22 protein-coding genes and 1 pseudogene are annotated in these 21,988 nt (G+C 64.3%); 14 read left to right on the top strand and 9 right to left on the bottom strand.

Annotated elements, in window-relative coordinates; all coding sequences use genetic code 11:
- A pseudogene (locus A3E1_RS0135960) lies at positions 1-309 on the top strand (hypothetical protein); the annotation flags it as partial.
- 44 nt (positions 310-353) lie between these two features.
- Here the strand turns inward: A3E1_RS0135960 and A3E1_RS0135955 are convergent.
- Positions 354-1,667, bottom strand: coding sequence for an MATE family efflux transporter (locus A3E1_RS0135955; protein WP_020525681.1), 1,314 nt, complete (start codon positions 1,665-1,667; stop codon positions 354-356).
- Positions 1,668-1,883: 216 nt separating this feature from the next.
- Between A3E1_RS0135955 and A3E1_RS0135950 the strand changes: the two genes are divergently transcribed.
- Together A3E1_RS0135950 and A3E1_RS0135945 are read left to right on the top strand one after the other, a co-directional pair.
- Positions 1,884-3,050, top strand: coding sequence for a type III PLP-dependent enzyme (locus A3E1_RS0135950; protein ID WP_020525680.1), 1,167 nt, complete (start codon positions 1,884-1,886; stop codon positions 3,048-3,050).
- Positions 3,047-4,504: a saccharopine dehydrogenase NADP-binding domain-containing protein gene (locus A3E1_RS0135945; protein WP_020525679.1), complete on the top strand. Its 1,458-nt coding sequence runs from the start codon at positions 3,047-3,049 to the stop codon at positions 4,502-4,504. Before A3E1_RS0135950 ends, A3E1_RS0135945 begins: the two co-directional genes overlap by 4 nt.
- Here A3E1_RS0135945 and surE read toward each other — a convergent pair.
- Positions 4,485-5,246, bottom strand: coding sequence for a 5'/3'-nucleotidase SurE (gene surE, locus A3E1_RS0135940; protein ID WP_020525678.1), 762 nt, complete (start codon positions 5,244-5,246; stop codon positions 4,485-4,487). The genes A3E1_RS0135945 and surE overlap by 20 nt on opposite strands.
- A complete protein-coding gene (locus A3E1_RS43890) occupies positions 5,243-6,229 on the bottom strand; it encodes a PfkB family carbohydrate kinase (RefSeq protein WP_063825187.1) in 987 nt (328 codons plus the stop codon). Before A3E1_RS43890 ends, surE begins: the two co-directional genes overlap by 4 nt.
- A gap of 114 nt (positions 6,230-6,343) precedes the next feature.
- On the opposite strand from A3E1_RS43890, the gene A3E1_RS0135930 reads away from it, so the two are divergent.
- Positions 6,344-7,150, top strand: coding sequence for an Fpg/Nei family DNA glycosylase (locus A3E1_RS0135930; protein WP_020525676.1), 807 nt, complete (start codon positions 6,344-6,346; stop codon positions 7,148-7,150).
- Here A3E1_RS0135930 and A3E1_RS0135925 read toward each other — a convergent pair.
- Positions 7,141-8,202 carry a Zn-dependent alcohol dehydrogenase gene (locus A3E1_RS0135925; protein WP_020525675.1) on the bottom strand — a complete coding sequence of 354 codons (1,062 nt, stop codon included), beginning with the start codon at positions 8,200-8,202 and terminating at the stop codon, positions 7,141-7,143. The genes A3E1_RS0135930 and A3E1_RS0135925 overlap by 10 nt on opposite strands.
- A gap of 82 nt (positions 8,203-8,284) precedes the next feature.
- On the opposite strand from A3E1_RS0135925, the gene A3E1_RS0135920 reads away from it, so the two are divergent.
- The 5 genes from A3E1_RS0135920 to A3E1_RS0135900 all read left to right on the top strand — a co-directional run bounded on the left by A3E1_RS0135920 (position 8,285) and on the right by A3E1_RS0135900 (position 11,801).
- Complete coding sequence (locus A3E1_RS0135920; protein WP_020525674.1) at positions 8,285-8,869, top strand: TetR/AcrR family transcriptional regulator; 585 nt, start codon at positions 8,285-8,287, stop codon at positions 8,867-8,869.
- Positions 8,870-8,914: 45 nt separating this feature from the next.
- Positions 8,915-9,676 (top strand): glucose 1-dehydrogenase, encoded by a 762-nt coding sequence (locus A3E1_RS0135915; RefSeq protein ID WP_020525673.1) that lies wholly within the window; start codon positions 8,915-8,917, stop codon positions 9,674-9,676.
- A 14-nt stretch (positions 9,677-9,690) separates the two neighbouring features.
- A complete protein-coding gene (locus tag A3E1_RS0135910; RefSeq protein WP_020525672.1) occupies positions 9,691-10,599 on the top strand; it encodes an SDR family NAD(P)-dependent oxidoreductase in 909 nt (302 codons plus the stop codon).
- 150 nt (positions 10,600-10,749) lie between these two features.
- A complete protein-coding gene (locus A3E1_RS0135905) occupies positions 10,750-11,196 on the top strand; it encodes a pyridoxamine 5'-phosphate oxidase family protein (protein ID WP_020525671.1) in 447 nt (148 codons plus the stop codon).
- Positions 11,193-11,801: a class I SAM-dependent methyltransferase gene (locus A3E1_RS0135900; RefSeq protein ID WP_020525670.1), complete on the top strand. Its 609-nt coding sequence runs from the start codon at positions 11,193-11,195 to the stop codon at positions 11,799-11,801. Before A3E1_RS0135905 ends, A3E1_RS0135900 begins: the two co-directional genes overlap by 4 nt.
- Here A3E1_RS0135900 and A3E1_RS0135895 read toward each other — a convergent pair.
- Positions 11,785-12,519, bottom strand: a complete 735-nt coding sequence (locus tag A3E1_RS0135895) for an SDR family oxidoreductase (protein ID WP_026209161.1) — start codon at positions 12,517-12,519, stop codon at positions 11,785-11,787. The genes A3E1_RS0135900 and A3E1_RS0135895 overlap by 17 nt on opposite strands.
- 43 nt (positions 12,520-12,562) lie before the next feature.
- On the opposite strand from A3E1_RS0135895, the gene A3E1_RS0135890 reads away from it, so the two are divergent.
- The 3 genes from A3E1_RS0135890 to A3E1_RS0135880 are packed head-to-tail and all read left to right on the top strand — an operon-like array spanning position 12,563 to position 14,837.
- Entirely contained in the window at positions 12,563-13,303 is a 741-nt protein-coding gene (locus tag A3E1_RS0135890) for an enoyl-CoA hydratase family protein (RefSeq protein ID WP_020525668.1), read from the top strand.
- Positions 13,300-14,145 (top strand): CoA transferase subunit A, encoded by an 846-nt coding sequence (locus A3E1_RS0135885; RefSeq protein ID WP_020525667.1) that lies wholly within the window; start codon positions 13,300-13,302, stop codon positions 14,143-14,145. The genes A3E1_RS0135890 and A3E1_RS0135885 overlap by 4 nt, the downstream gene beginning before the upstream one ends.
- The gene (locus tag A3E1_RS0135880) at positions 14,142-14,837 is read left to right on the top strand and encodes a CoA-transferase subunit beta (protein ID WP_020525666.1); all 696 of its coding nucleotides are present in this window, start codon (positions 14,142-14,144) and stop codon (positions 14,835-14,837) included. Before A3E1_RS0135885 ends, A3E1_RS0135880 begins: the two co-directional genes overlap by 4 nt.
- Here A3E1_RS0135880 and A3E1_RS0135875 read toward each other — a convergent pair.
- Together A3E1_RS0135875 and A3E1_RS0135870 are read right to left on the bottom strand one after the other, a co-directional pair.
- Positions 14,782-15,825: an NAD(P)H-dependent flavin oxidoreductase gene (locus tag A3E1_RS0135875; protein WP_026209160.1), complete on the bottom strand. Its 1,044-nt coding sequence runs from the start codon at positions 15,823-15,825 to the stop codon at positions 14,782-14,784. The genes A3E1_RS0135880 and A3E1_RS0135875 overlap by 56 nt on opposite strands.
- 79 nt (positions 15,826-15,904) lie before the next feature.
- Positions 15,905-17,029 carry an acetyl-CoA C-acetyltransferase gene (locus A3E1_RS0135870; RefSeq protein WP_020525664.1) on the bottom strand — a complete coding sequence of 375 codons (1,125 nt, stop codon included), beginning with the start codon at positions 17,027-17,029 and terminating at the stop codon, positions 15,905-15,907.
- A gap of 44 nt (positions 17,030-17,073) precedes the next feature.
- Between A3E1_RS0135870 and A3E1_RS0135865 the strand changes: the two genes are divergently transcribed.
- Complete coding sequence (locus A3E1_RS0135865; RefSeq protein WP_020525663.1) at positions 17,074-18,252, top strand: acyl-CoA dehydrogenase family protein; 1,179 nt, start codon at positions 17,074-17,076, stop codon at positions 18,250-18,252.
- Positions 18,253-18,262: 10 nt separating this feature from the next.
- Complete coding sequence (locus A3E1_RS0135860) at positions 18,263-19,246, top strand: acyl-CoA dehydrogenase family protein (protein ID WP_020525662.1); 984 nt, start codon at positions 18,263-18,265, stop codon at positions 19,244-19,246.
- Positions 19,247-19,298: 52 nt separating this feature from the next.
- On the opposite strand, the gene A3E1_RS0135855 is transcribed toward A3E1_RS0135860, so the two are convergent.
- Positions 19,299-20,405, bottom strand: a complete 1,107-nt coding sequence (locus A3E1_RS0135855; protein ID WP_020525661.1) for an NAD(P)H-dependent flavin oxidoreductase — start codon at positions 20,403-20,405, stop codon at positions 19,299-19,301.
- On the bottom strand, positions 20,402-21,961 hold the full coding sequence (locus A3E1_RS0135850; protein ID WP_020525660.1) for an acyl-CoA synthetase: 1,560 nt from the start codon (positions 21,959-21,961) through the stop codon (positions 20,402-20,404). The genes A3E1_RS0135855 and A3E1_RS0135850 overlap by 4 nt, the downstream gene beginning before the upstream one ends.
- Positions 21,962-21,988 lie beyond the last annotated feature (27 nt).

Genomic DNA, 21,988 nt, shown 5'->3' with positions numbered 1-21,988 from the left:
ACCAACTGGGCCACTAAGACAGTCCCCGTAACGCTAGGGCCGGGCACCCAGCACGTCCGCCTCACCTCAACAACCGCCAACGGCGGGCCAAACCTGGACCGGCTCGACATCGTGGCGCCCTCCGCGCTGACCGTGACGCTCGACGACGGCTCGCCCGCGACGTGGCGTGATGTCGCCGACGGCGTCATCGACATCGACCTCGCTCGTGGACAAGAAGTGCTCGTGCACGCGGCCGGGTCTGCCCCACCGCTCACCATCGCCCCCGTCGCGGCCACCATTGCCGGTCAGGCTTGGGGCCTGCCAACCTGAGCTGGCTCATCCCGGGCAACCAGCCTTGCCCGGGATGAGTTTCGTCACGTCGCTTGAGCGCTAAGCCGTGCCCCTGTGACCGCCCAGCGCCCGGATTTGAGCCGAGCCAGCAGGGCTATGAGCCGGATCACGATGAACAGCATGAGCCCGGCCCAGATGCCGCCGATCCCCCAGTCCAGGAGGTAGGCGATCCAGATCGCCGGGAAGAACCCGCCCAGGGTCGCCACCCACGTCAGATTTCTCATGTAGCGCACGTCACCCGCGCCGATCAGCACGCCATCGAGCGCGAAAACTATCCCGGCCAACGGCTGCGTCAGCACGAACCAGGGCCACGCGATCATCGCCTGCCGGTGCACTTCGGGGTCAGAGCTGAACCAGCCGGGCACCCACGCCGCGCCCACCGCGATGAGAAGCGCGAACATGAGACCGGACGCGGCTCCGATGAGCGTGATTTGCCGCGCGAGCTGACGGGCACGCTCAGCGTTACCCGCGCCTAGCTCCGCGCCGATGAGCGACTGGGCGGCGATGGCCACGGCGTCGAGGATGAGGGCGGTGAAGAACCACAGCTGCAGCGCGACCTGATGCGCGGCAAGCGTTGAGGTGCCAAAGCGTGCCGCTACGGCGGTCGCCGAAAGGAAGCACGCCTGAAACGCGATCCCGCGCAGCAGCAAGTCCCGCCCGACGGAGAGCTGTTCGAACATGAGCGGCACGTCGGGCCGCAGCGACATCCGTTCCCGCACAAGGGCTCGCACGAACAGCACGCCGGCCAGGCTCTGCGCGATGACGTTAGCGATGGCTGAGCCGGGCAGCCCCAAACCCAAGGGGTAGACAAGTAGCGGGCAGAGAATAGCCGAAAGGGCGAAAGAAACCACCACATAGGACAGTGGGCGCTTAGTGTCCTGGATGCCGCGCAGCCACCCGTTGCCCGCCACGGAAAGCATGAGCCCGGGTGCCCCGAGCGCGGCGATGCGCAGCCAGAGCTCAGCCTGACTGGTGACGTCGCCTTCTCCCCCGGCCAGCACGCGGGCGATCGGGCCCGCCAGCAGTTGGCCGCCGCCCGCCACCAGTAACCCGGCCAGGAGCGCGAGCCAGGACGCCTGCACGCCTTCATGAATGGCCGCCTGGCGGTTGCCCGCGCCAAACTGGCGCGCCGCGCGCCCGGTCGTGCCGTAGGCGAGGATCGTGCCGAGCCAGGTCACCAGAGTCAGGATCGTCCCGCCAACGGCCAGCGCCGCCAGCGCCGTGCTGCCAAGGTGCCCGACCACGGCTGTGTCGACGAGCACATAAAGGGGTTCGGCGGCCAAGACCACGAGCGCGGGCAACGCTAATCCGGCAATCTGGCGCAGTGCGGGAGACACGCCACCATCCTGCACTTACACCGTAAGGAGTGCAATCTTTAGGGTGACTTACCTCGCCATGGCGCAAAGCCGTTTCACTCAGTTACTCTTTAACGTCCCGGCCGGCGGTATTGACGTTCAGCCGGGGTGGGATCATGCTTCTGCATTGCGCTCAAAACAAAGCACCGCAAGCCCGCGGTGCCCGATCAGCATGCTTCGTGGAGGTATTAGCGAGAGATGATCAACGACACCATTGTCGATGGCCTTACAGGCACAGACCCGCCAGCATTTCTGGAATTCCCAGAAACCCCCTACCTCCTACTAGACCCCAAAGTAGCTGCGGCCCAATACAAACGGCTAGCAGAGGCCTTCCAGCAGACCCAAGTCTTTTACGCCGTTAAGGCGAATCCCGAGCCAGAGATCATCCGGCGTCTCGCCGAAGCAGGCTCATCATTTGACGTAGCGAGCACAGTAGAGATCGATATCTGCCTATCTCAAGGCGCCGATCCGGAAACGCTGTCCTACGGCAATACCATCAAGAAGGCCAAAGACATCCGCTATGCCTATCAGCGCGGTGTCCGCATGTTCGTCTTCGACAGCGAAGGCGAACTGCAAAAACTAGCCGAGAACGCCCCTGGGGCATCGGTCTTCTGCCGGATCCTCGCCAGCAGCGAGGGCGCGCAGTGGCCCCTGAGCCGAAAATTCGGCTGCACCCCAGAGATGGCGGCGGACCTGCTGGCGAAAGCTCCGAGTCTCGGGCTCAACCCGATCGGCGTTTCGTTCCACGTTGGTTCGCAGCAACTGGACCCCACCCGGTGGGACCCGAGTATCGCCGACGCGGCGTGGGTCTTCCGGAAAGTCGCCGAATCCGGAATTTCGCTGAACTTCCTTGATGTCGGCGGCGGCTTCCCCGTGAGCTATCTCGAACCGGTCGCCCCGATCGAGGAGTTCGCGAGAGCCATCCACGGGTCGGTGGAGCGACATTTTGGCGAGCTGGCACCTCAGCTGGCGGTGGAGCCGGGCCGTTACATCTCCGCGGAAGCCGGAGTGTTGCGGTCCGAGGTGGTGCTCGTCTCCCGAAAGTCCAGTACGGACACCCAGCGGTGGGTCTATCTCGACATTGGACGATTCGGCGGGCTGGCCGAGACCGAAGGTGAGGCGATCCGGTACCGGATCGTGACGCCCCATGACGGACAGGCTTCGGGTCCCGTCGCCCTCGCCGGGCCAACGTGCGACAGCGTGGACGTCATGTACCAAAAGACGCCCTACGACCTGCCACTGGCCCTTAAGCCGGGCGACTACGTCGAAATCTTGAACACAGGGGCTTACACAACCACCTATTCGTCCGTTGGATTCAACGGATTCGCACCACTAGCTACTTTCTGTATCGGAGACAACGCGTGAGCATTCCCCGCCTGCCTTTCGGTGGCCGGGTGCTGTTGCTCGGGTGTGGCTCTGTGTCGAGGTGCTTGCAGCCTCTCTTGCTGCGGCACCTTGACATGGACTTCACCCGGCTGACAGTCCTGGACTTCGAGGACCTTGCCGGGTCCATTCCGGACACTCTGGCCTCTGGCGCCACTTATGTGCGCGAGCGGATCACCCCGGAAAACATCTCTTCGGAACTCGCCAAGTACGTGGGCGATGGGGATCTGCTGATCAACCTGGCCTGGAATATCGACACCGTCGAAATCATCCAGTGGTGCCAGGACAACGGCGTGCGCTACGTGGACACGTCGGTGGAGTTGTGGGATCCCTACGAGGATCAGCTGACCACGACGCCGCAGGATCGCACGCTGTATGCCCGGCACATGAAGCTGCGCGAGCGGGCGAAGACCTGGGCTCTCGATGGCCCGACCGCCGTCGTCGAGCACGGGGCCAACCCGGGTCTGGTGTCGCACTGGACGAAGGTGGCGCTCGAGGACATAGCCAACGCCATCATCGCCAAGGGATCGGAGAAGGCGCCCGCGCTGAAGGCAGCGCTTGACGCCAAGGATTACCCGAAGCTCGGTCAGCTGACCGGCACGAAGGTCATTCACATCTCCGAGCGCGACACTCAGGTGTCGGACAAGCCGAAAGAGGTTGGCGAGTTCGTCAACACCTGGTCGGTCGAAGGCTTCTTCGAGGAGGGCATCGCCCCGGCCGAGATGGGCTGGGGGACGCACGAGCCGTCGCTGCCGGAACACGCCTACACGCACGAGAGCGGACCGCAGAACCAGATCTGCCTCGCGCAAACCGGCATCACCACACAGGTTCGCTCCTGGGTGCCGCTGGGCGGCCCGATCATCGGCATGGTCGTGCGGCACGGCGAGGCCTTCACGATCAGCGACCACCTCACGGTGTGGGAAGACGGTAAGGCGGCGTACCGCCCGACCGTGCACTACGCCTATCAGCCGGCGGACGCCGCGTTGAACTCGCTGCACGAGTGCCGGATGAACGGTTACAAGCTGCAGGAAAACCACCGCATCATGAACGACGAGATCACCTCAGGCATCGACGAGCTCGGTGTGCTGCTGCTCGGACACGACATGAACGGCTGGTGGGTCGGCTCGCAGCTGTCCATTGAAGAGTCGCGCGCCCTGGTCCCGCACCAGAACGCCACGACGCTTCAGGTCGCCGCATCGGTGCTCGGCGCGGTCTACTGGATCATCAACAACCCGAACCGTGGGCTGTGTGTTCCAGACGACCTCGACCACCACGCGGTACTCGAAATCGCCAACCCGTATCTCGGGCCGGTCCCGTCCGTGCAGACGGACTGGACGCCAACCGGTGAGGCGGCCTACGAGCCGTTCGCCAATTTCCGCCCGGCGAGCGGAAACGACAAGGAACTCTGGGCGTTCGCTAACTTCTTGGTGTCCTAAGTCCTAGCTCCACCTGTGCCTCGGTGACGGCTCTAATCGCTGTCACCGGGGCATATCCATTGGCGAGCAGGGCAGCGTCAGTACCCTCCTCGTATTTGCTCTCCTGCTCAGAAATGGTCATCTGCAGGAAGCCATCGCCCGCCTCGAACTGGGTCTGCACCGCACCAAATGAGGACAGTGGCGCTTCACGGATGCCGAGCACACCGTCGCGTTCGCGGTCGGGAACGTTGAGGTTCAAGGCGACGGGCTCCGACCGATTCAGGATCGAGGGCAGCAGCTCGCCCGCTAGCTCGGCGGCAACCGTCCACTGTGGATCCTCGCGCGGGTTTAGCCCCACATCGAGCGAGACCGCTAAGCCTGAGCAGCCATAGGTCCATCCCGTGAGCACGGCGCCAACGGTTCCTGAGTGGATGATGGCGCGCCCAACGTTGGCGCCACGGTTGATCCCCGAGCACACCACGTCGGGCGGAGCACCGAAGGCACCCCTCGTCGCGATGAGGGTGATGAAAGCTGGCGTGGCCGCGATGGAGAAGACCGTGATCCCTGGCAGTTCAGCGATTTCACGCCGTTCCACGGAGATCTTTCCGTCCACTTCAGATCCGGTGATGGCGGCGCCAGAACCGCTTGCCTCGCCTGAGGGCGCGGCGACAACCACGTCAAAATCCTTGTCGCGCAACATAAGCGCCAGCGCGTACAGGCCGGGTGACTGCACTCCGTCGTCGTTGGTAACCAGGATTCTCACGTGTCTTGCCTCGCTTCGTCCGCTAGTTCGTCCGGAGTGACGGTCCGGGAAGGTTTGTCTTTCAGGCTCAGAACGCGTAGCTCAACTTTGTCCATCAGAGCGGCGATGACGTCGGCCTGTCCCGTGCCCAGACCGTGCCGCGTCACGTTCACCGCGCCCGCCGCCGCTCCGATGCGGATCGCCGTGCGCAGGTCGCCGCCTTGGGCGAGGGTCGCCGTCACTCCTGCCGTCATGGAGTCGCCAGCACCATGGTGATCCGCGGGCTCCAGTTCGGGCAGGATGACCTCGTACAGATCGCCTTCGATCAGGGCGAGCGCTGGCTTTTCCGCCCGGCTCACCACGAGGGCTTCCGCACCGGCCGCGTTAAGCGCGTGGATCGCCTCGGTCAGCGCCTCCACGCTGTCGTCGCGGGCCCAGCCGTCGTTGACCAGTTCCTCATGACTGACCTTGAGGAAACTCAGGCCGCTCTCGAGCACCGCCGACAGGTACTCCCCGCTGAGGTCGGCGATCACGGCACAGTCGCTGCGGCGCAGGTCGCCCGCCAGCCGACGGTAGGAGTCGGGCTCGATGACCCGGGGGTTGCGCGTTCCACTCAGGAGCGTCACGGTCGAGCGCAGGCCTTCAGCCAGGGCCAGTCCATACAGCTCGTCAAAGTCGTGCCTGGTGAGCGCGGCACCGGGTGCCTGCGCGACTTCTACTCGATCACCACTGCGACGGTCGTGGATGTACGCCCCGTTGCTCGCCTCCGCCGCGACGGACCGCACGAGGACGCCCTCAGCCGCGGTCAGCGACTTGAGTACCTCACCGCTCTCGCCGCCGAAGGCGGTGCACAGGACCACGGGTACGCCTAGGGTTGCCATCATCCGGGCCTGCCAGATCCCCTGTCCACCAGCGTGCAGATGGATATCAGGCTCGTCTCCGGCTTGCTCGATCGTGATCGTCAGTTCCGGCGCGGGAACAAACACCATGACCTGTCCACTCATGTCGCCAACTCCCTTCGGTCGCCGGCGCCATGAGGCACTAGCCACGCTGCGATTCCGATTCGCTCGGGCAAGCCCTCGCTCATGAGTGTCCCGTACCCGGATATTGTCGGCGCTATGCCTGAGGGACACACGATTCACCGGCTGGCACTGCGTCACACCGAGCTTTTCGCTGGCAAGCCGGTGTCCGCGGACAGCCCACAAGGGCGGTTCGCGGCGGGTGCGTCCCTCATCAGTGGTGCGAAGCTGGAGGCCGCCGAGGCCTATGGCAAGCACCTGCTGCACACCTACAGCACGGGTCACACTTTGCACATCCATCTCGGCCTTTACGGAAAGTTCCGCGAGGGCACCGCGCCCATGCCCATCCCAGAGGGCGAACTGCGGCTGCGGTTATGGCACAAGAAGCACTGGGTCGAGCTGCGCGGGCCTAACACCTGCGAGCTGCTCACCGAAGCTGAGATCGAGGCGCTGCGCGGTCGCCTGGGCGCCGACCCCATCCGCGGCGATGGCGACGAAGCGGCCGTCTTCGCGCGTCTGAAGCGCAGCAACGCGCCGATGGCCGGGCTGCTGCTTGATCAGTCCATTGTGGCCGGAGCGGGCCTCATCTTCGCCCTCGAAGTGCTTTACCGCGCGGGCCTGCGGCCGCTGACACCCGGCAGCAAACTCACGCGAAAGAAGTGGCACGGCATCTGGGCCGACCTCGAAACCCTTATGCGGCAAGCGGTCGGGACCGGCCGGATCGACACGGTGTGGCCACAGCACTTGCCGGAAGCGATGGGACGGCCCGCCCGCGTCGACCGGCACGGCGGCGAAGTCTATGTCTACCGCCGAGCGAGTCTGCCGTGCTTGGTCTGCGGAACACCAGTTAGCCGTGGCGAACTCGCTGGCCGCAACATGTACTGGTGTGCGGTCTGTCAGTCGTGAATGATCACTTGGCGGATCACGTCGCCCCGGCCGAGGTTCGCCAGTGCCTCACCCACGTCATCAAGCTTGATCCGGTGCGTGATCATGCTGTCGAGGTCGAGCTGCCCGGTGCGGTAAAAGTCCAGTAGGCGTGGGAAATCGCGATGCGGGTCGGCCGAGCCGAACATCGACGGCACAATCGTCTTCGCCTCAAACAGCAGCTCGAACGGGCTGAACTCGACAGCGTGATCGCTGCGGCCCGCGCTGACGATGATGATCTGGCCACCACGGCGGCAAGCTGTCCACGCCTTGCGGATCGTCGCCGGAATCCCCACTACCTCAAACACATAGTCAAAACCGTCACCGGCTTCGAGCGCGTCAGGTGTGCACGCGTGCGTCGCGCCAAAACGCAGCGCCGTGTCGTGTTTGGACACATTGGTGTCCACGGCGACAATCTTTGACGCACCGGCGATCCGGGCGCCCTGGATCGCGGCGATCCCAACGCCACCGCAGCCAATGACGCACACCGAAGACCCAGGCTCGACGCGCGCGGTGTTAATGACGGCTCCAACACCGGTCATGACACCGCAGCCGACCAAACACGCGACGTCGTAAGGAATATCGTCGCCGATCTTCACCGCGCCCAAGCGGTTGACCACGATCTCCTCGGCGAACCCACCGACGCCGGCCATGGCGAACAGACTCGTGTCTCCCGCGATGAACCGTGGCGCCACATAGGCCATCATCACGTGTGTCATGCACAGGTAAGGCTCACGCCGCACGCAATGCGCGCAGGAACCGCAAGCGGGGAGCCAATTCGCGATGACGCGGTCACCGACGCTGAAGTCTTCCACGCCTTCGCCGACCTCGACGACGTCGCCGGCCGCCTCGTGCCCGAGCACCGCCGGAAACGTTTGCGGCAGCCCGCCCTGAGTAATGGACAGGTCAGTGTGGCAGACACCGGAGGCCCGGAGCTTGACGCGAATCTCCCCCGGCCCGGGGCCGAGCACTTCGACATCGTCGCGAATGGAGAGCTTTCCGTCCTCGACGGAGTGCAACACGGCGGCACGCATGAGACGAGTAGAACAGGTTCCAATTTTTCTGACAAGAAGCGCGGAGCGCCGGCCTGAAACAACGGCCGGTCATAATGACTCGGTGACCGCAACTTCCGAACGCCGGGCTCACCTGGTGCTGCTGGCCGGCGAGCTCTTCGCCGAAAAGGGGTTCCGCGCGACCACGGTCCGCGAAATCGCCGACGCTGCTGGCATCCTGTCCGGCAGTCTCTATCACCACTTCGACTCCAAAGAATCCATCGGCGACGAGATCCTGACGTCGTTCCTCAACGAAGTGCTGGAGCATTACCGGGAGGCGGCCGCCTCGGGCGCTGGCCCGCGTGAAGTGCTCGAACGCATTGTCAGGTCAAGCACGGGAACGCTCGGGCACCACCGGGCCGCGGTCACCATGCTGCAAAACGACTGGAGCTACTTTTCCAAACAACCCCGTTTTGGGTACTTGCGAACCGCCCTCCACGAGATCGAAAGCATCTGGATCACACAGCTCGAACGCGGCATGAAGACCGGCGCTTTCCGCTCGGATCTGAACCCGAAGCTGACCTACCGGCTGCTGCGCGACATCCTCTGGGTGCCCGTGCACTGGCAGCAGGGTGGGTCCTGGAAGACCGATGAAGTGGTCAGCGCGTTCCTTCGTCTCGTCTTCGAGGGCATAACGAAAACAGACTGAAACCTGTTATCGTCCTCCCAAGCAAGCGTTAGGGAGGTTGGCCCGATGGGCAGGCTGGCAGGCAAGGTAGCGCTGATCACCGGAGGCGCCCGCGGCATGGGCAAGTCTCACGTCCGCCACTTCGTCGCCGAGGGGGCCAAGGTCGTCTTTGGCGACGTGCTTGACGACTGGGGTGCCGCGGTCGCTGGCAAGCTCGATCCTGACGTGGCCCGATATGTGCATCACGACGTCACCAGCGAGGCCGACTGGACTGCCGCCGTCGCGACAGCTGTGGAAACCTTTGGCCGCCTTGACATCCTCGTCAACAACGCGGGCATCCTGCAGCACGGCAAAATCGCGGACATGGCGGTGGAAGACTTCCGCCGCAGCCTCGACATCAACGCCGTCGGCACCTGGCTGGGCATCAAGTCCGTGATCGGTGCGATGACGGCAGCCGAGGGCGGGTCGATCGTCAACATCTCCTCGATCGAGGGCTTCGCCGGAGCAGCCGGTCTTGCGGCATATAGCGCCAGCAAGTTCGCCATCCGTGGCATCACGCGCAGCGCCGCACAGGAGCTTGGCCAGTTCGGCATCCGTGTCAACTCGGTACACCCGGGCGGCATCCTCACCCCGATGGCGATGTCAATGGCGGGCAACGTGGATCAGGACACCGCGACTAACTTCCTGTCCCGCTTGCCGATCCCGCGTTTTGGTGAGCCCATCGAGGTTTCTCGGCTCGTCGCCTTCCTCGCCTCGGACGAATCGTCCTACTGCACCGGATCAGAATTTCTCGTCGACGGCGGCATGATTAGCGGCCCGGGTTACTGAACATGGAGTCCACAGTGGATAGTTCGCTGAGTCTGGAAGGCAAAGTCGCCGTCGTTACCGGTGCGGGCAACGGCCTCGGCCGCGCCGAAGCCATCGCACTGGCTCAAGCTGGCGCCAAGGTCGTGCTTAACGATCTGCCAGGCGACGCGGTGCAAGCGGTGGCTGAGGAGATCGCGGCCAAGGGCGGCGAAGCTGCGGTGTGCGCCGGGGACGTGGCGGAATGGGCCACGGGCGAAGCCATCATGAAAGCCGCGGAAGCCTTGGGCGGACTCAACATTCTGGTCAACAACGCCGGGGTTCTGCGCGACCGCATGATTTTCACCATGACGCCCGACGAGTGGGATCTCGTCATGCGCGTGCACCTGCGCGGGCACTTTGTGACTTCACGGTTCGCCACCGCCTACTGGCGTGATCAGAGCAAGCAGACGGGACGGCCCGTTTACGGGCGCATCATCAACACGTCATCGGAGGCCTTCCTGCTCGGCTCGGCGGGCCAGCCCAATTACGCGGCTGCCAAAGGCGGGATCACCGCGCTGACGCTGTCGACCGCACGCAGTTGCGCCCGCTATGGCGTGCTGGCCAACGCGATCTGCCCCCGTGCGCGCACCGAAATGACGGTGAGCCTGATGGGCCAGGCCCCGACCGGCGACCGTGATCCGCTTGCCCCAGAACACGTCGCGCCCCTCGTGACCTATCTAGCCAGTCCCGCCGCTGCACTCATCACGGGCGAGGTCTTCATCGTCCACAGCGGAGTCGTCGCCGTCATGGCACCGCCGACCCTCAAGGCGAGCTTCCGTGACCTGTGGTCAGCGGAGTCCATCCACGAAGCCCTGGACGGGCTGTTCACCGCCGATCCACCCAAAGCCGGCTTCGTCACCGAGGCGACCCTCCCCCTCGCCGAAACCACCTTCGGCGAGAATTAATCCCATGAGCGAGGGAGCGCCTTTCCGTGCGGAACCGGCGATGTGGTCGCGGAGCCTGGGCGCGAAGCGCGTCTCAGGCTTTCCCGAGCGAATCGCAATTGCAGGGTGGCGAGTGCCTCATGGCGCCGGCGACCGAAGGGAGACGCAGACATGAGCGACCGGGCTAAGGCGGCGATGACGGATCAGGAGATCCAGGATTTCCTGGGTGCCAACACGAAGATGCAGCTGGCGACAATCAACCGGGACGGGACGCCGCATCTGGTCACCATGTTCTATTCCTATGTGGACGGTCAGGTCGCGTTCTGGACTTACCGCTCGTCGCAGAAGGCGCTGAACCTAGCCCGGGACCCCCGCCTGACCGTCCTCGTGGAGGATGGCAAGGACTACTTCGAGCTGCGCGGCGTTCAGATCAACGGAGTCGTTGACTTGATTGACGATCCGGCCGGAGTGCTCGGTGTCGGCAAGCTCATCGCCAAAGACCTGACCGGCGTCCCGGAAGAGGGCCTAGACGAATTCATCGCCTGGACCGCACGGAAACGCCTGGCCTACTTCGTGCGCCCCACACGCGTGTCGTCGTGGGATCATCGGAAGCTGTGACCCCAGCTTATGAAGAAGTCATAGCCAGCCTCAAAGACTCCTACGACGCCGACGCGGCCACTCGCGACGGACAGGCCAAGGAGCCGTGGAAGCTCGCTGAACGTGAGTCCTTTCTCCGCCGTCTTACCAAAGGGCAGAAGCTCCTGGAGATCGGCGCGGGAACGGGGCACGACAGCTACTTCTTCCAGCGCAACGGGCTAAGTGTGACCGCGACCGACCTGTCACCAGAGATGGTGGCGCGTTGCCGGGCCAAGGGACTCGACGCCCACGTGATGGACTTCCTGAGCCTGGACTTTCCGCCCGAGTCCTTTGACGCGGTGTGGGCCTTGAACTGCCTGCTGCATGTGCCGAACAAAGACCTGCCCCGGGTGCTGACCGCCATCCACGACCTTCTGAAGCCCGGCGGCCTGTTCTTCATCGGTGTCTACGGCGGTGAAGCGCACGAAGGCATCCACGACAACGATCAAGCAGTACCCAAGCGATTCTTTTCAAGAAGAACCGACGAGCAGCTGAAGGCATTCGTCTCGGAATGCTTTGAGGTGGTGGACTTTCACCCCGTCACCTCAGGTGAGTACCGGATTCAGGTCCTCATCGCGCGGCGTTGAGGAACGACGGCCACTCGCCGCCGCCGTGCAGGGTGAGGGTCGAGCCGCTGATGTAGGACGCGGCCGGGCTAGCCAGGAACAGGCAGGCGTCGGCGACGTCAGATGGCACGGCCAGCCGGCCCATTGGCACGGTCTGCGCCACGGCGGCAAGCTTTCCGCCGTAGTGCTCGCTTGACTCAGGCGTCTGCGCGAGTCCAACCACGACCGTGTTGAGCCGCACCTTGGGCGCCCACTCGACCGCGAGACTGGTCGCCAGATGGTGCAAGCCGGCCTTGGCGGCGCCATAAGCAGCGGTGCCCGGGGACGGCCTTACGCCGCTGACGCTGCCGATCATGATGATCGAGCCGCCTTCGCCTTGCTCCTGCATCGTCTGGTTGGCCCGTTGCGCGACGTGCAGCGGGGCGATGAGGTTCAGCTCGATCACCTTGGCGTGCAAGCGAGGCGAAGCGGTCGCCGCGTCAACCGTTGGCGACCCGCCCGCGTTATTGATGACGACGTCAACGGGGCCAGCGGCTTCGAACAAGCTGTCGATTTGAGACGGATCGCGAACGTCGGCCGCCACGAACCGGATGCCGGGCGGCAGCGAGGCCGGCTCGTTGCGCCCGCAGACGACGACCGAGGCCCCGGCGGCGGCGAAGCGCCGGGCGATTTCCGCCCCGATGCCCTTGGTGCCGCCCGTGACAATCACTACTCTTCCGGTGAAGTCAAAGGCATCCATAGCGTGTTACGTTACCAAGCAAACGCTAGGTTGAAAGGCCGCGATGATTCATTTCTCTTTGCGCGATGGTGTTGCCGAGATCGTTATGGACTTCCCGCCGGTCAACGCGCTGCCCGCCCAGGGCTGGTTCGACCTGGCAAAGGCGTTGCGGCAAGCCGGGGATGACCCGCAGGTGCGCGCGGTGGTGCTCGCCGCCGAAGGCCGTGGGTTCAACGCCGGCGTCGACATCAAGGAAATGCAGCGGACCCAGGGTCATGAAGCGCTGATCCAGGCAAACCGGGGCTGCTATGCCGCTTTCAGCGCGGTCTACACCTGCCCGGTGCCGGTTATCGCGGCCGTCCAAGGCTTTTGCCTCGGCGGCGGCATCGGCCTGGTGGGCAATGCCGATATCGTCATCGCCTCTGAGGACGCCTATTTCGGGCTCCCCGAAGTGGATCGTGGCGCGCTCGGTGCGGCAACGCATCTGGCCCGGCTGGTGCCGCAACACCTGATGCGCGCGATGGTTTACACCTGCCGCAACGTGACGGCCGCTGAGCTACACCACCATGGGTCGGTGCTGGAAGTCACCGAGCCTGGCAAGCAACGGGAAGCCGCGCACGCGGTCGCCGCCTCGATCGCGGCGAAGAATCCCGTCATCGTTCGTGCGGCCAAAGAATCCCTCAATGGCATCGACCCTGTCGACGTGCACCGTTCCTACCGCTTCGAACAGGGCTTCACCTTCGAACTCAACCTGACCGGGGTCTCCGATGAGGCCAGGCAGTCGTTTGTGGACGGGAACCGATGAAGAGCAAGCTTATGACGGCCGATGACGTGGCCGCGCAGCTAAGTGACGGCATGACGATCGGCATCGGCGGCTGGGGCTCCCGTCGCAAGCCGATGGCTTTGGTGCGGGCGATTCTGCGCTCCCCGCTTAAGGATTTGACCCTTGTTTCGTACGGTGGACCCGATGTTGGTCTGCTTATGGCGGCTGGCAAAGTGAAGCGGGTCGTGTGCGGCTTCGTCTCGCTGGACAGCATCGCGCTGGAGCCACACTTCCGGCAGGGCAGGCAGAGCGGCACGGTCGAGCTCACGGAACTCGACGAGGGCATGCTCTACTGGGGACTGCTCGCCGCGGCCCACCGGTTGCCGTTCCTGCCGATCCGGGCAGGGCTCGGATCGGGCGTGATGGAAGTAAACCCAGAACTGCGCACGGTCCGCTCGCCTTATCCCGATGACGAAGAGTTCGTCGCCATGCCGGCCCTCAAGCTCGACGCGGCTCTTATTCACCTCAACCGCGCTGACGAGTCCGGCAACGGTCAGTATTTGGGGCCCGATCCGTATTTCGACGATCTGTTCTGCCTCGCCGCCGACCGGCGTTATCTGTCGTGCGAAAAGCTTGTCCCGACAGCGGAACTGACCGCTAGCGGGCCGGTGCAGAGCCTGCTCGTTAACCGGATGATGATTGACGGTGTGGTCGAGACGCCGCACGGTGCTCACTTCACGAGCTGCGTGCCCGATTACGGGCGTGACGAAGCGTTCCAGAAGGCTTATGCCACAGCAGCGGCCAGTCCTGAGGCGTGGGCGGCTTTCCGGGCGACCTATTTGGACGGATCCGAGAGGGAGTATCAGGCGGCGGTGGCGGCATGAAGTTATCCGATGTGTGTGTCGTCGCCTGCGCTGAAGCGTTCCGTGGTGACGGGGAGATTCTGGCCAGCCCCATGGGACTCATCCCGTCACTAGGCGCGAAGCTAGCCAGGGCAACGTTTTCGCCCGGCCTGCTGATCAGCGACGGCGAAGCCTACCTGATCAACGAGGGCGAGGTCGAGGGCTGGATGCCCTACCGGCAGGTGTTCACGGTGGTCGCGTCGGGACGGCGGCACGTCATGATGGGTGCCAGCCAGATTGACCGGTTCGGCAACCAGAACATCTCGTGCATCGGGCCCTGGGAGCGGCCCAAGTCGCAGTTGCTGGGCGTGCGGGGTGCGCCTGGGAACACGATTAACCACCCGACGAGTTATTTCGTACCAAAGCATTCGCCGAAGGCGTTCGTGGAAAAGGTCGATATGGTCTCGGGCCTCGGTTACGACCGCGGAGCCCACGAAATCCGGGTCGTCATCACGAATCTGGCCGTGCTCGACTTCGCGACCGAGACACGGCACATGCGGCTGCGATCCGTGCACCCGGGCGTCAACGTCAGCGATGTCGTGGCGGCCACCGGGTTCGCGCTGTCCATTCCCGACAGTGTGCCGCAAACCCGGCTGCCCTCCCCGGAGGAGCTGGAAATCATTCAGAAGCTAGATCCCGCAAATGACCGAGACGGTCAGCTGCCTGCGTCATGATCCGCTCGATCAGCTCGGCACAACTGGGCAGATCGTCAATGACCCCAACGACTTGGCCGGCCGACATCACACCCAGATCCGGCCGGCCGTCGACCATAGCGGCCTTTAGCAGCATCGGCGTGTTGGCCGCCATCAGAATCTGACTCCACGTCAAATCACGCCCGTGCCGCATCGCGAGTCCTTCGCGCACCATCTGGCGCATCGTCAGACCGGATATCTTGCGGAACTTGAGCCCGTTGCGGACCGCCCGGATCAGCTTGCGTTTCTCCAGGCTCGCCACGAAAGCGGTGCGCAGCACACGATGCGGCACACCGTCCACATTGGTCGTGACGACCGTGTCGTTGAGTGACTTGGTGAGATACAGCGCCTTGACCGCCTCGCCAACAGGACTATCGCTCGTGAGCAGAAACCGTGTGCCCATAGCGATTCCGACGGCTCCGTAGGCGAGCGCCGCGACCAGACCCCTGCCGTCAAAGAAGCCGCCCGCCGCCACTACCGGAATGTCAACGGTGTCCACCACTTGCGGCACCAGAAGTGACGTCGGCACCGCTCCCGTGTGTCCGCCGCCCTCTCCCCCTTGGACGATCACGGCATCGGCGCCCCACTGCGCCACTTTCTCCGCATGCCTTTTCGCGCCAACGCTCGGGATGACGATCAGTCCCGCGTCCTTGAGCCGCTTGATCATGTCTTGCTTCGGGGCCAGGGCGAAGGAAGCGACCTTCACGCCTCTGGCGATCATCAAGTCGATGCGGGCGTTCGCGTCCTCGGCGTCGGCTCGCAGGTTGACCCCAAAGGGAGCCTGCGTGCGTTCCTTGACCTCGTTGATCGCGGCTTCCAGCTGCGGCAGGCTCATCGTGGCGGAGGCGATAATCCCTAACCCGCCAGCGTTCGCCGTGGCCGCGGTGAGTTTCGCGCCAGCGACATAGCCCATCCCCGTCTGGACTATGGGGTACTTAACCCGCGCCAGCTCAGTAAGCCGAGTCCTCATGTCGCCAGCTCCCTTCGGTCGCCGGCGCCAAGAGGCGCTGGCCACCCTGTTATCCCGATTCGCTCGGGCAAGCAATCGCTCATGACAGCCGCTCGATGATGGTCACGTTGGCTTGCCCGCCGCCCTCGCACATCGTCTGCAGCCCATAGCGTCCGCCCCGGCGCTCGAGTTCGTAAAGCAGCGACGTCATCAGCCTGGTTCCGGTGGCGCCCAAAGGATGCCCGAGCGCGATGGCCCCGCCGTTGACGTTGACCTTGTTCAGGTCGGCGCCTGTCTCACGCTGCCAGGCGAGCACCACACTCGCGAACGCTTCGTTGATCTCGACGAGGTCGATGTCGTCCATCGTCAAGCCGGTCTTGGCGAGCGCGTGTGCCGTGGCCGGAATGGGTGCCGTGAGCATCCACACCGGATCGGCGCCACGAACGCTCAGGTGATGGATGCGTGCCCGCGGACGCAAACCATGGTCGCGCACCGCTTGCTCCGAGGCGATGAGCATCGCGCTCGCGCCATCGGCGATCTGGCTCGACAACGCCGCCGTGGTCAGACCGCCTTCCCGCAAGGGCTTGAGCCCGGCCATCTTCTCCAGCGAGGTGTCCGCGCGCGGGCACTCGTCTTTGGACAGACCGTTCACGGGGGTGAGTTCGGTGGTGAAGTCGGCTCTGAGCGCGCGTTGGTGGCTCTCTAGCGCGAAGGCTTCCATTTCTTCGCGGCTGATCTGCCACTTTTCCGCGATCATGTCGGAGCTGCGGAACTGCGACACCTCTTGGTCGCCATAGCGAGCCAGCCAGCCGGGCGATCCGTGGAAGGGACTCGTGCCCTGCATGGCACTGGCGATCGGCACCATGTTCATGTTCTGAACGCCACCCGCGACCACGAGGTCGGCCGTTCCGCTCATGACAGCCTGCGCCGCGAAGTGAACGGCCTGTTGAGACGATCCGCACTGGCGATCCACCGTCACCCCGGGCACCGAGTCCGGCAGCCCGGCGACGAGCCAGCAGGTGCGCGCGATATCGCCAGCCTGCGGTCCGAGGGTGTCGACGCAGCCGAACACGACGTCTTCCACCGCCGCCGGGTCGATACCGGTTCTGCTCATCAAGGCAGACAGCACGTGCCCGCCCAGGTCCGCTGGGTGCAGCGTTGCCAGACTCCCGTTCTTGCGGCCAACGGGGGTCCGGATCGCGTCCACTATGAAAGCCTCAGCCATGTGTATTATTAGAACACGTTTCAGTTCTGTGATCGGAGTGCTGGATGCATCTTGATTACACCCCCGAGCAAGAAAGCCTCCGGCTCTCGCTTCGCGACTACTTCGCGGGCCTGATGACACCGGCTGTTCGGGCATCCCTCGAGGCCGAAGGCGAATATGGCGATGGCGTCGCCTATCGCAGCGTCGTTAAGCAACTCGGGACCGATGGCTGGCTCACGCTTTGCTGGCCCGAAGAATTTGGCGGCCGGGGCCGGCCAACCATCGAGCAGCTCATCTTCATGGATGAGGCCGCGATCGCTGGGGTTCCCGTGCCATTCTTGACGATCAACACGGTTGGCCCGACCATCATGCGTTACGGCACGCAGGAGCAGAAGGAGTTTTACCTGCCCCGCATCGCCGCCGGTGACCTGCACTTCTCGATCGGCTACTCCGAGCCCGAGGCCGGCACCGACCTGGCCGGCCTGCGCACCAAGGCTGTCCGTGACGGGGACGACTGGGTTATCAACGGGCAGAAGATGTGGACGAGCCTGATCCAGTTCGCCGACTACATCTGGCTGGCCTGCCGCACCGATCCGGAAGCACCCCGCCACAAGGGACTGTCCATTCTGATCGTTCCCGCTGACGCACCTGGATTCTCCTGGACCCCGGTGCGGACGATGGCAGGGCCGGGCACAAGCGCCACCTACTATTCCGACGTGCGCGTGCCGTCCTCAGCGCTCGTAGGCGAGGAAAACCGTGGCTGGTCGCTGATCACCAATCAGCTCAATCATGAACGCGTGGCGCTGACCTCTTCGGCCCCCATCCGGCACTCGCTCGACGAGGTCACCAGTTGGGCCTCCGAAAGCAAGCTCGCCGATGGCCGCCGCGTCATCGACCAGGAATGGGTGCAGGTCAATCTGGCCCGTGTGCACGCCAAAGTGGAGTTCCTCAAGCTCATCAACTGGCGAATCGCGACCACGGCAGGCGTCGCGCCAAACCCAGCGGCGGCAAGCGCCACCAAGGTCTTTGGCACCGAGTTCGCCACCGAGGCCTATCGCCTCCTGATGGAAGTGCTCGGCGACAACGCTTATGTCCGCCACGGATCGCCCGGGGCGCTGTTGCGCGGACGGGTCGAAAGGCTGCACCGCTCGAGCCTCATCCTCACTTTCGGCGGTGGCACCAACGAGGTCCAGCGCGACATCATCGCGGCGGCCGGGCTCGGCCTCCCAGCGGCTAAGCGGTAAGGGGCATCCGATGGACTTTTCGCTCACGGAAGCGCAGGACGAACTGTCGGCCCTGACCCGGCGCATCGTCACCGACCAGGCCACTCCCGAGCGGCTGCGCGAGGTGGAAGCCAAGGGCGACCGCTTTGACCGTCGTTTGTGGACTGATCTGGAAGCGGCGGGAGTGCTCGACCCGTCGCTGAGCCTGCTTGAGCAATGCTCGGTCGCCATTGAGATCGGCCGTGGTGTGGCACCGGTTCCTTATGTGCCTTCGGTTCTCATGGGCGCCGCGGTGTTGCACCGCTTTGGCGCTTCGGTAGCCCCTGGCACGGTCGTCACAGCCGCACCAACGGAGGCAACGGTTGAGGGCGACTTGCTGCGCGGCAGCCTGCCCACGGTCGCGGCGGCGCCCTATGCCGACTTCATCGTCGTGCCCGCCGACGGAAAGCTCTATCTGGTCAAGCCATCAGACGAAGGCGTGAGCATCGAGCGGCAGCGGATCGTCGACGGTGACAACGAAGGGCTGGTCACGCTCGATGGCGTCCAGGCCGAGCTGATCACCGACGATCCCTCAGCGGTGACCTGGCTGCGGCATCGCGGTCTGATCGGGCTGTGCGCACATCAGCTTGGTGTCACCCAGCCGGCGCTAGAACTGACCGCGGCTTACGCCACCGAACGCGTCCAATTTGGACGTCCCATCGGAACGTTCCAGGCGGTGGCGCAACGGCTTGCCGACGCCTACATCGACGTGCAGGCGATCGAGTTAACGATGTGGCAGGCCGCCTGGCGGTTCGCGTCGGATCTGCCTTGCTCAACCGAGGTCAGCACAGCCAAGTTCTGGGCCGCGGACGGCGGTCACCGGGTCGCCCACGCCGCGGTGCACATCCACGGTGGTGTTGGCATCGACGTTGACCACGCGCTACACCGCTATTTCGTGGCGGCCAAACGCAATGAGTTCACCCTTGGCGGCGCCACGGCCCACTTGCTCGCCATTGGATCCGCGCTGGCTCAGTGATCGCTGAACAAAAGTCGTGTGGGGCAACAGCATTGTTGCCCCACAACGTTTTTCAGCGGTACGAGCTGAGCCGTCCCAGGGTCGCGTCGAGATCGGCGACGAGATCCGCCATGACGTCGGCGACGGGACGCACCTCGTTCATGCGGCCGACGATCTGGCCCACAGGCATCGGGATCACGTCAGGATCACCGGCCGTCATCAAACGCTGGTGTGCTTGCGCCACAAGGATGTTCTGCAGTGGCATCGGCAGCGGTTCCGGCGCACCAGGCTCGGCCCACGCTTGCGTCCACTTGTTCTTCAGCAGGCGCGCGGGTTTGCCGGTGTAGATGCGCGAGCGGACCGTGTCGGAGGAAGACGCCGCTAGCAGAGCACGGTGCATGGTCGCTGTGTCCAGGCTTATCGCGTACTCACTGGTGGTTAACCAGCACGATCCCATCCAGACGCCGGCGGCGCCCAGTGCGAGTGCCGCGGCGATCTGCCTTCCGGAGCCGATGCCGCCGGCGGCGAGCACAGGAACCTTGTCCCCCACGGCGTCAACGATTTCCGGGATGAGCACCATGCTCGCGATCTCACCGGTGTGGCCACCGGCCTCATATCCTTGCGCCACCACGATATCCACGCCGTTTTCGACGTGATGCCGGGCGTGCTCGGCCTTGCCGGCTAGCGCGGCGACGAGCATTCCCTTGGCGTGGGCCGCTTCGATGACGTCGGGCGGTGGTGAGCCCAGAGCGTTGGCGATCAGGCGGGCCGGGTATTGCAGCGCCACCTCAACATGCGCCCGCGCTACCGAGTGCAGCCACCCGCGAACACCATCGCCCGCGGGTGAGTCGTCGGGAAGTGGCGGCACGCCGAGCTTGAGCAAGGTTTCGTCGACAAAGTCGCGGTGCCGCGGCGGGATCAGCCGGTTGAGATCCGGCGTCGCCCCTTCCATCGGCACCTTGGCCGGCATGACAACGTCAATGCCATAGCGTTTGCCGTCGGTGTTGGCATCCATCCATTGCAGGCACTCTGCGAGATCGGCGGGGTCGTTGAAGCGGACGCAGCCCAGCACGCCGAGCCCTCCGGCCCGGCTGATGGCCGCGGCGACCTGTTCCGACGGGGTGAACCCGACGATGGGCCGCTCAATGCCGAGCAGTTCGCAAAGTTCCGCTGGTTTCATGCTGCTGCCCGCTCCTCGGCGTATCGCTTCGCCCACCCGTAGTCGGCCTTGCCACTGACCGTTCTGCTGATCTCATCAACCACCCAAACGGTCCGAGGCACCTTGTAGCCCGCGACTTGCGTGCGCACATGAGCCTCCAATTCGGACAGTTCGACGGTGTGTTCCGGGCGCGGCTGAACGAGTGCGGCGACCCGCTGGCCAAGGCGCTCGTCAGGCAGACCGATCACGATCGCGTCCAGCACCGCGGGGTGCGACTTGAGCGCGCCTTCGACCTCTTCGGGGAAGACCTTCTCCCCGCCGGTGTTGACGCACGTGTTGCCCCGGCCAAGCAGGGTCATGCGCCCGTCTTCTTCGATGCGGGCGAAGTCACCTGGCACGGAGTAACGCTTGCCGTCGACCTCGACCAGCAGAGCCCTCGTCTTTTCCGGGTCCTTGTAGTAGCCGATCGGGACGTGGCCGCCACGGGCCATGCGCCCGATCACTCCAGGGCCGACCGGCCGGTTGTCATCGTCGATGACGATCGTGTTGGGTCCGGGGTTGACGCGCGGGCCGTCGTCCTTGGTTTCGGCGGTGACGAACCCGATGCCGGTAAAGCCGGTTTCGGAGGAGCCGATTGACTCAGTCAGCATGATGCTCGGCAGGTGCTCGATGTACTGCTCTTTAACGCTCGGCGAGAACAGCGACGCACTGCTGGAGACCGCCCAGAGCGAGGACGCGTCATAGCTGCCTTCGATGAAGGCCTCGATGATCGGCCGGGCCATCGCGTCGCCGATGAGGACAACGACGTTTACCCCGTGCCGCTCGATCGACCGCCAAACCTCATGCGGATCAAATTGGGGTACCAAGACAACCGTGTCGCCGGCGAACAAGGCCATGAGCGCGCCCCATTGGGCGTTGCCGTGAATGAGCGGCGCGATACACATGCGGACCATGCCACCGGTCTCGACCCCGCGCTTAGATTGCGACCACTCGTCTTCCATCGGCTCACCGCTGATGAAGTCGATGCCGCCACCGAGCACGCGCCAGACATCCTCGTGGCGCCACATGACGCCCTTGGGCTTACCCGTGGTTCCGCCGGTGTAGAGGATATAGAGGTCATCATTGCTGCGCGGCTCGAAGTTGCGCTCAGGAGACTGAACCGCCAGCAGGTCCTCGTAGCCCGCGCCGATGCTCACCACGCAGCGCATAGGCGCGACCTCGGGCAAAACGTTGGCCACGAGCGGCGCGAATTGCTCGTCGTGGATCAGCGCGACCACGTCGGCATCGGTGAAAACGTACCGTAACTCGTTCTCGACATAACGGTAGTTAACGTTGATGGCGACGGCGCGCAACTTGTAGGTCGCGAGGAGCGCTTCCATCGCTTCAATCGAATTGCGTACATACAATCCGATGTGCATTCCCGCGCCTACACCGTGTCCTGCCAGGTGATGGGCAAGACGGTTGGAACGCTCATCCAGCTCGGCGAAGGTGACAGTGCGGTCTCCGCACGCCACAGCGATGCGGTCCGGAAACAAATCCGCAGCATGCTCGTAAAGATCGGCAATATTGAGCGCCATGCAGAGAAACTAGAACGTGTTATCGTC

This window comes from Catelliglobosispora koreensis DSM 44566, assembly GCF_000379685.1.
Classification (GTDB): Bacteria; Actinomycetota; Actinomycetes; order Mycobacteriales; family Micromonosporaceae; genus Catelliglobosispora; species Catelliglobosispora koreensis.
The sequence above is the reverse complement of the archived record's forward strand: the minus strand, read 5'-3'. Positions and strand labels throughout refer to the sequence as shown.

Excerpts from the sequence above, each read along its gene's own strand:
- A3E1_RS0135915 (WP_020525673.1), top strand. The coding sequence starts at position 8,915 with ATGGGCAGGCTGGCAGGCAAGGTAGCGCTGATCACCGGAGGCGCCCGC.
- A3E1_RS0135950 (WP_020525680.1), top strand. The coding sequence starts at position 1,884 with ATGATCAACGACACCATTGTCGATGGCCTTACAGGCACAGACCCGCCA.
- A3E1_RS43890 (WP_063825187.1), bottom strand. The coding sequence starts at position 6,229 with ATGAGTGGACAGGTCATGGTGTTTGTTCCCGCGCCGGAACTGACGATC.
- A3E1_RS0135890 (WP_020525668.1), top strand. The coding sequence starts at position 12,563 with ATGATTCATTTCTCTTTGCGCGATGGTGTTGCCGAGATCGTTATGGAC.
- A3E1_RS0135885 (WP_020525667.1), top strand. The coding sequence starts at position 13,300 with ATGAAGAGCAAGCTTATGACGGCCGATGACGTGGCCGCGCAGCTAAGT.
- A3E1_RS0135860 (WP_020525662.1), top strand. The coding sequence starts at position 18,263 with ATGGACTTTTCGCTCACGGAAGCGCAGGACGAACTGTCGGCCCTGACC.
- A3E1_RS0135895 (WP_026209161.1), bottom strand. The coding sequence starts at position 12,519 with ATGGATGCCTTTGACTTCACCGGAAGAGTAGTGATTGTCACGGGCGGC.
- A3E1_RS0135850 (WP_020525660.1), bottom strand. The coding sequence starts at position 21,961 with ATGGCGCTCAATATTGCCGATCTTTACGAGCATGCTGCGGATTTGTTT.
- A3E1_RS0135930 (WP_020525676.1), top strand. The coding sequence starts at position 6,344 with ATGCCTGAGGGACACACGATTCACCGGCTGGCACTGCGTCACACCGAG.
- A3E1_RS0135880 (WP_020525666.1), top strand. The coding sequence starts at position 14,142 with ATGAAGTTATCCGATGTGTGTGTCGTCGCCTGCGCTGAAGCGTTCCGT.
- A3E1_RS0135875 (WP_026209160.1), bottom strand. The coding sequence starts at position 15,825 with ATGAGGACTCGGCTTACTGAGCTGGCGCGGGTTAAGTACCCCATAGTC.
- A3E1_RS0135865 (WP_020525663.1), top strand. The coding sequence starts at position 17,074 with ATGCATCTTGATTACACCCCCGAGCAAGAAAGCCTCCGGCTCTCGCTT.
- A3E1_RS0135870 (WP_020525664.1), bottom strand. The coding sequence starts at position 17,029 with ATGGCTGAGGCTTTCATAGTGGACGCGATCCGGACCCCCGTTGGCCGC.
- A3E1_RS0135855 (WP_020525661.1), bottom strand. The coding sequence starts at position 20,405 with ATGAAACCAGCGGAACTTTGCGAACTGCTCGGCATTGAGCGGCCCATC.
- A3E1_RS0135925 (WP_020525675.1), bottom strand. The coding sequence starts at position 8,202 with ATGCGTGCCGCCGTGTTGCACTCCGTCGAGGACGGAAAGCTCTCCATT.
- A3E1_RS0135905 (WP_020525671.1), top strand. The coding sequence starts at position 10,750 with ATGAGCGACCGGGCTAAGGCGGCGATGACGGATCAGGAGATCCAGGAT.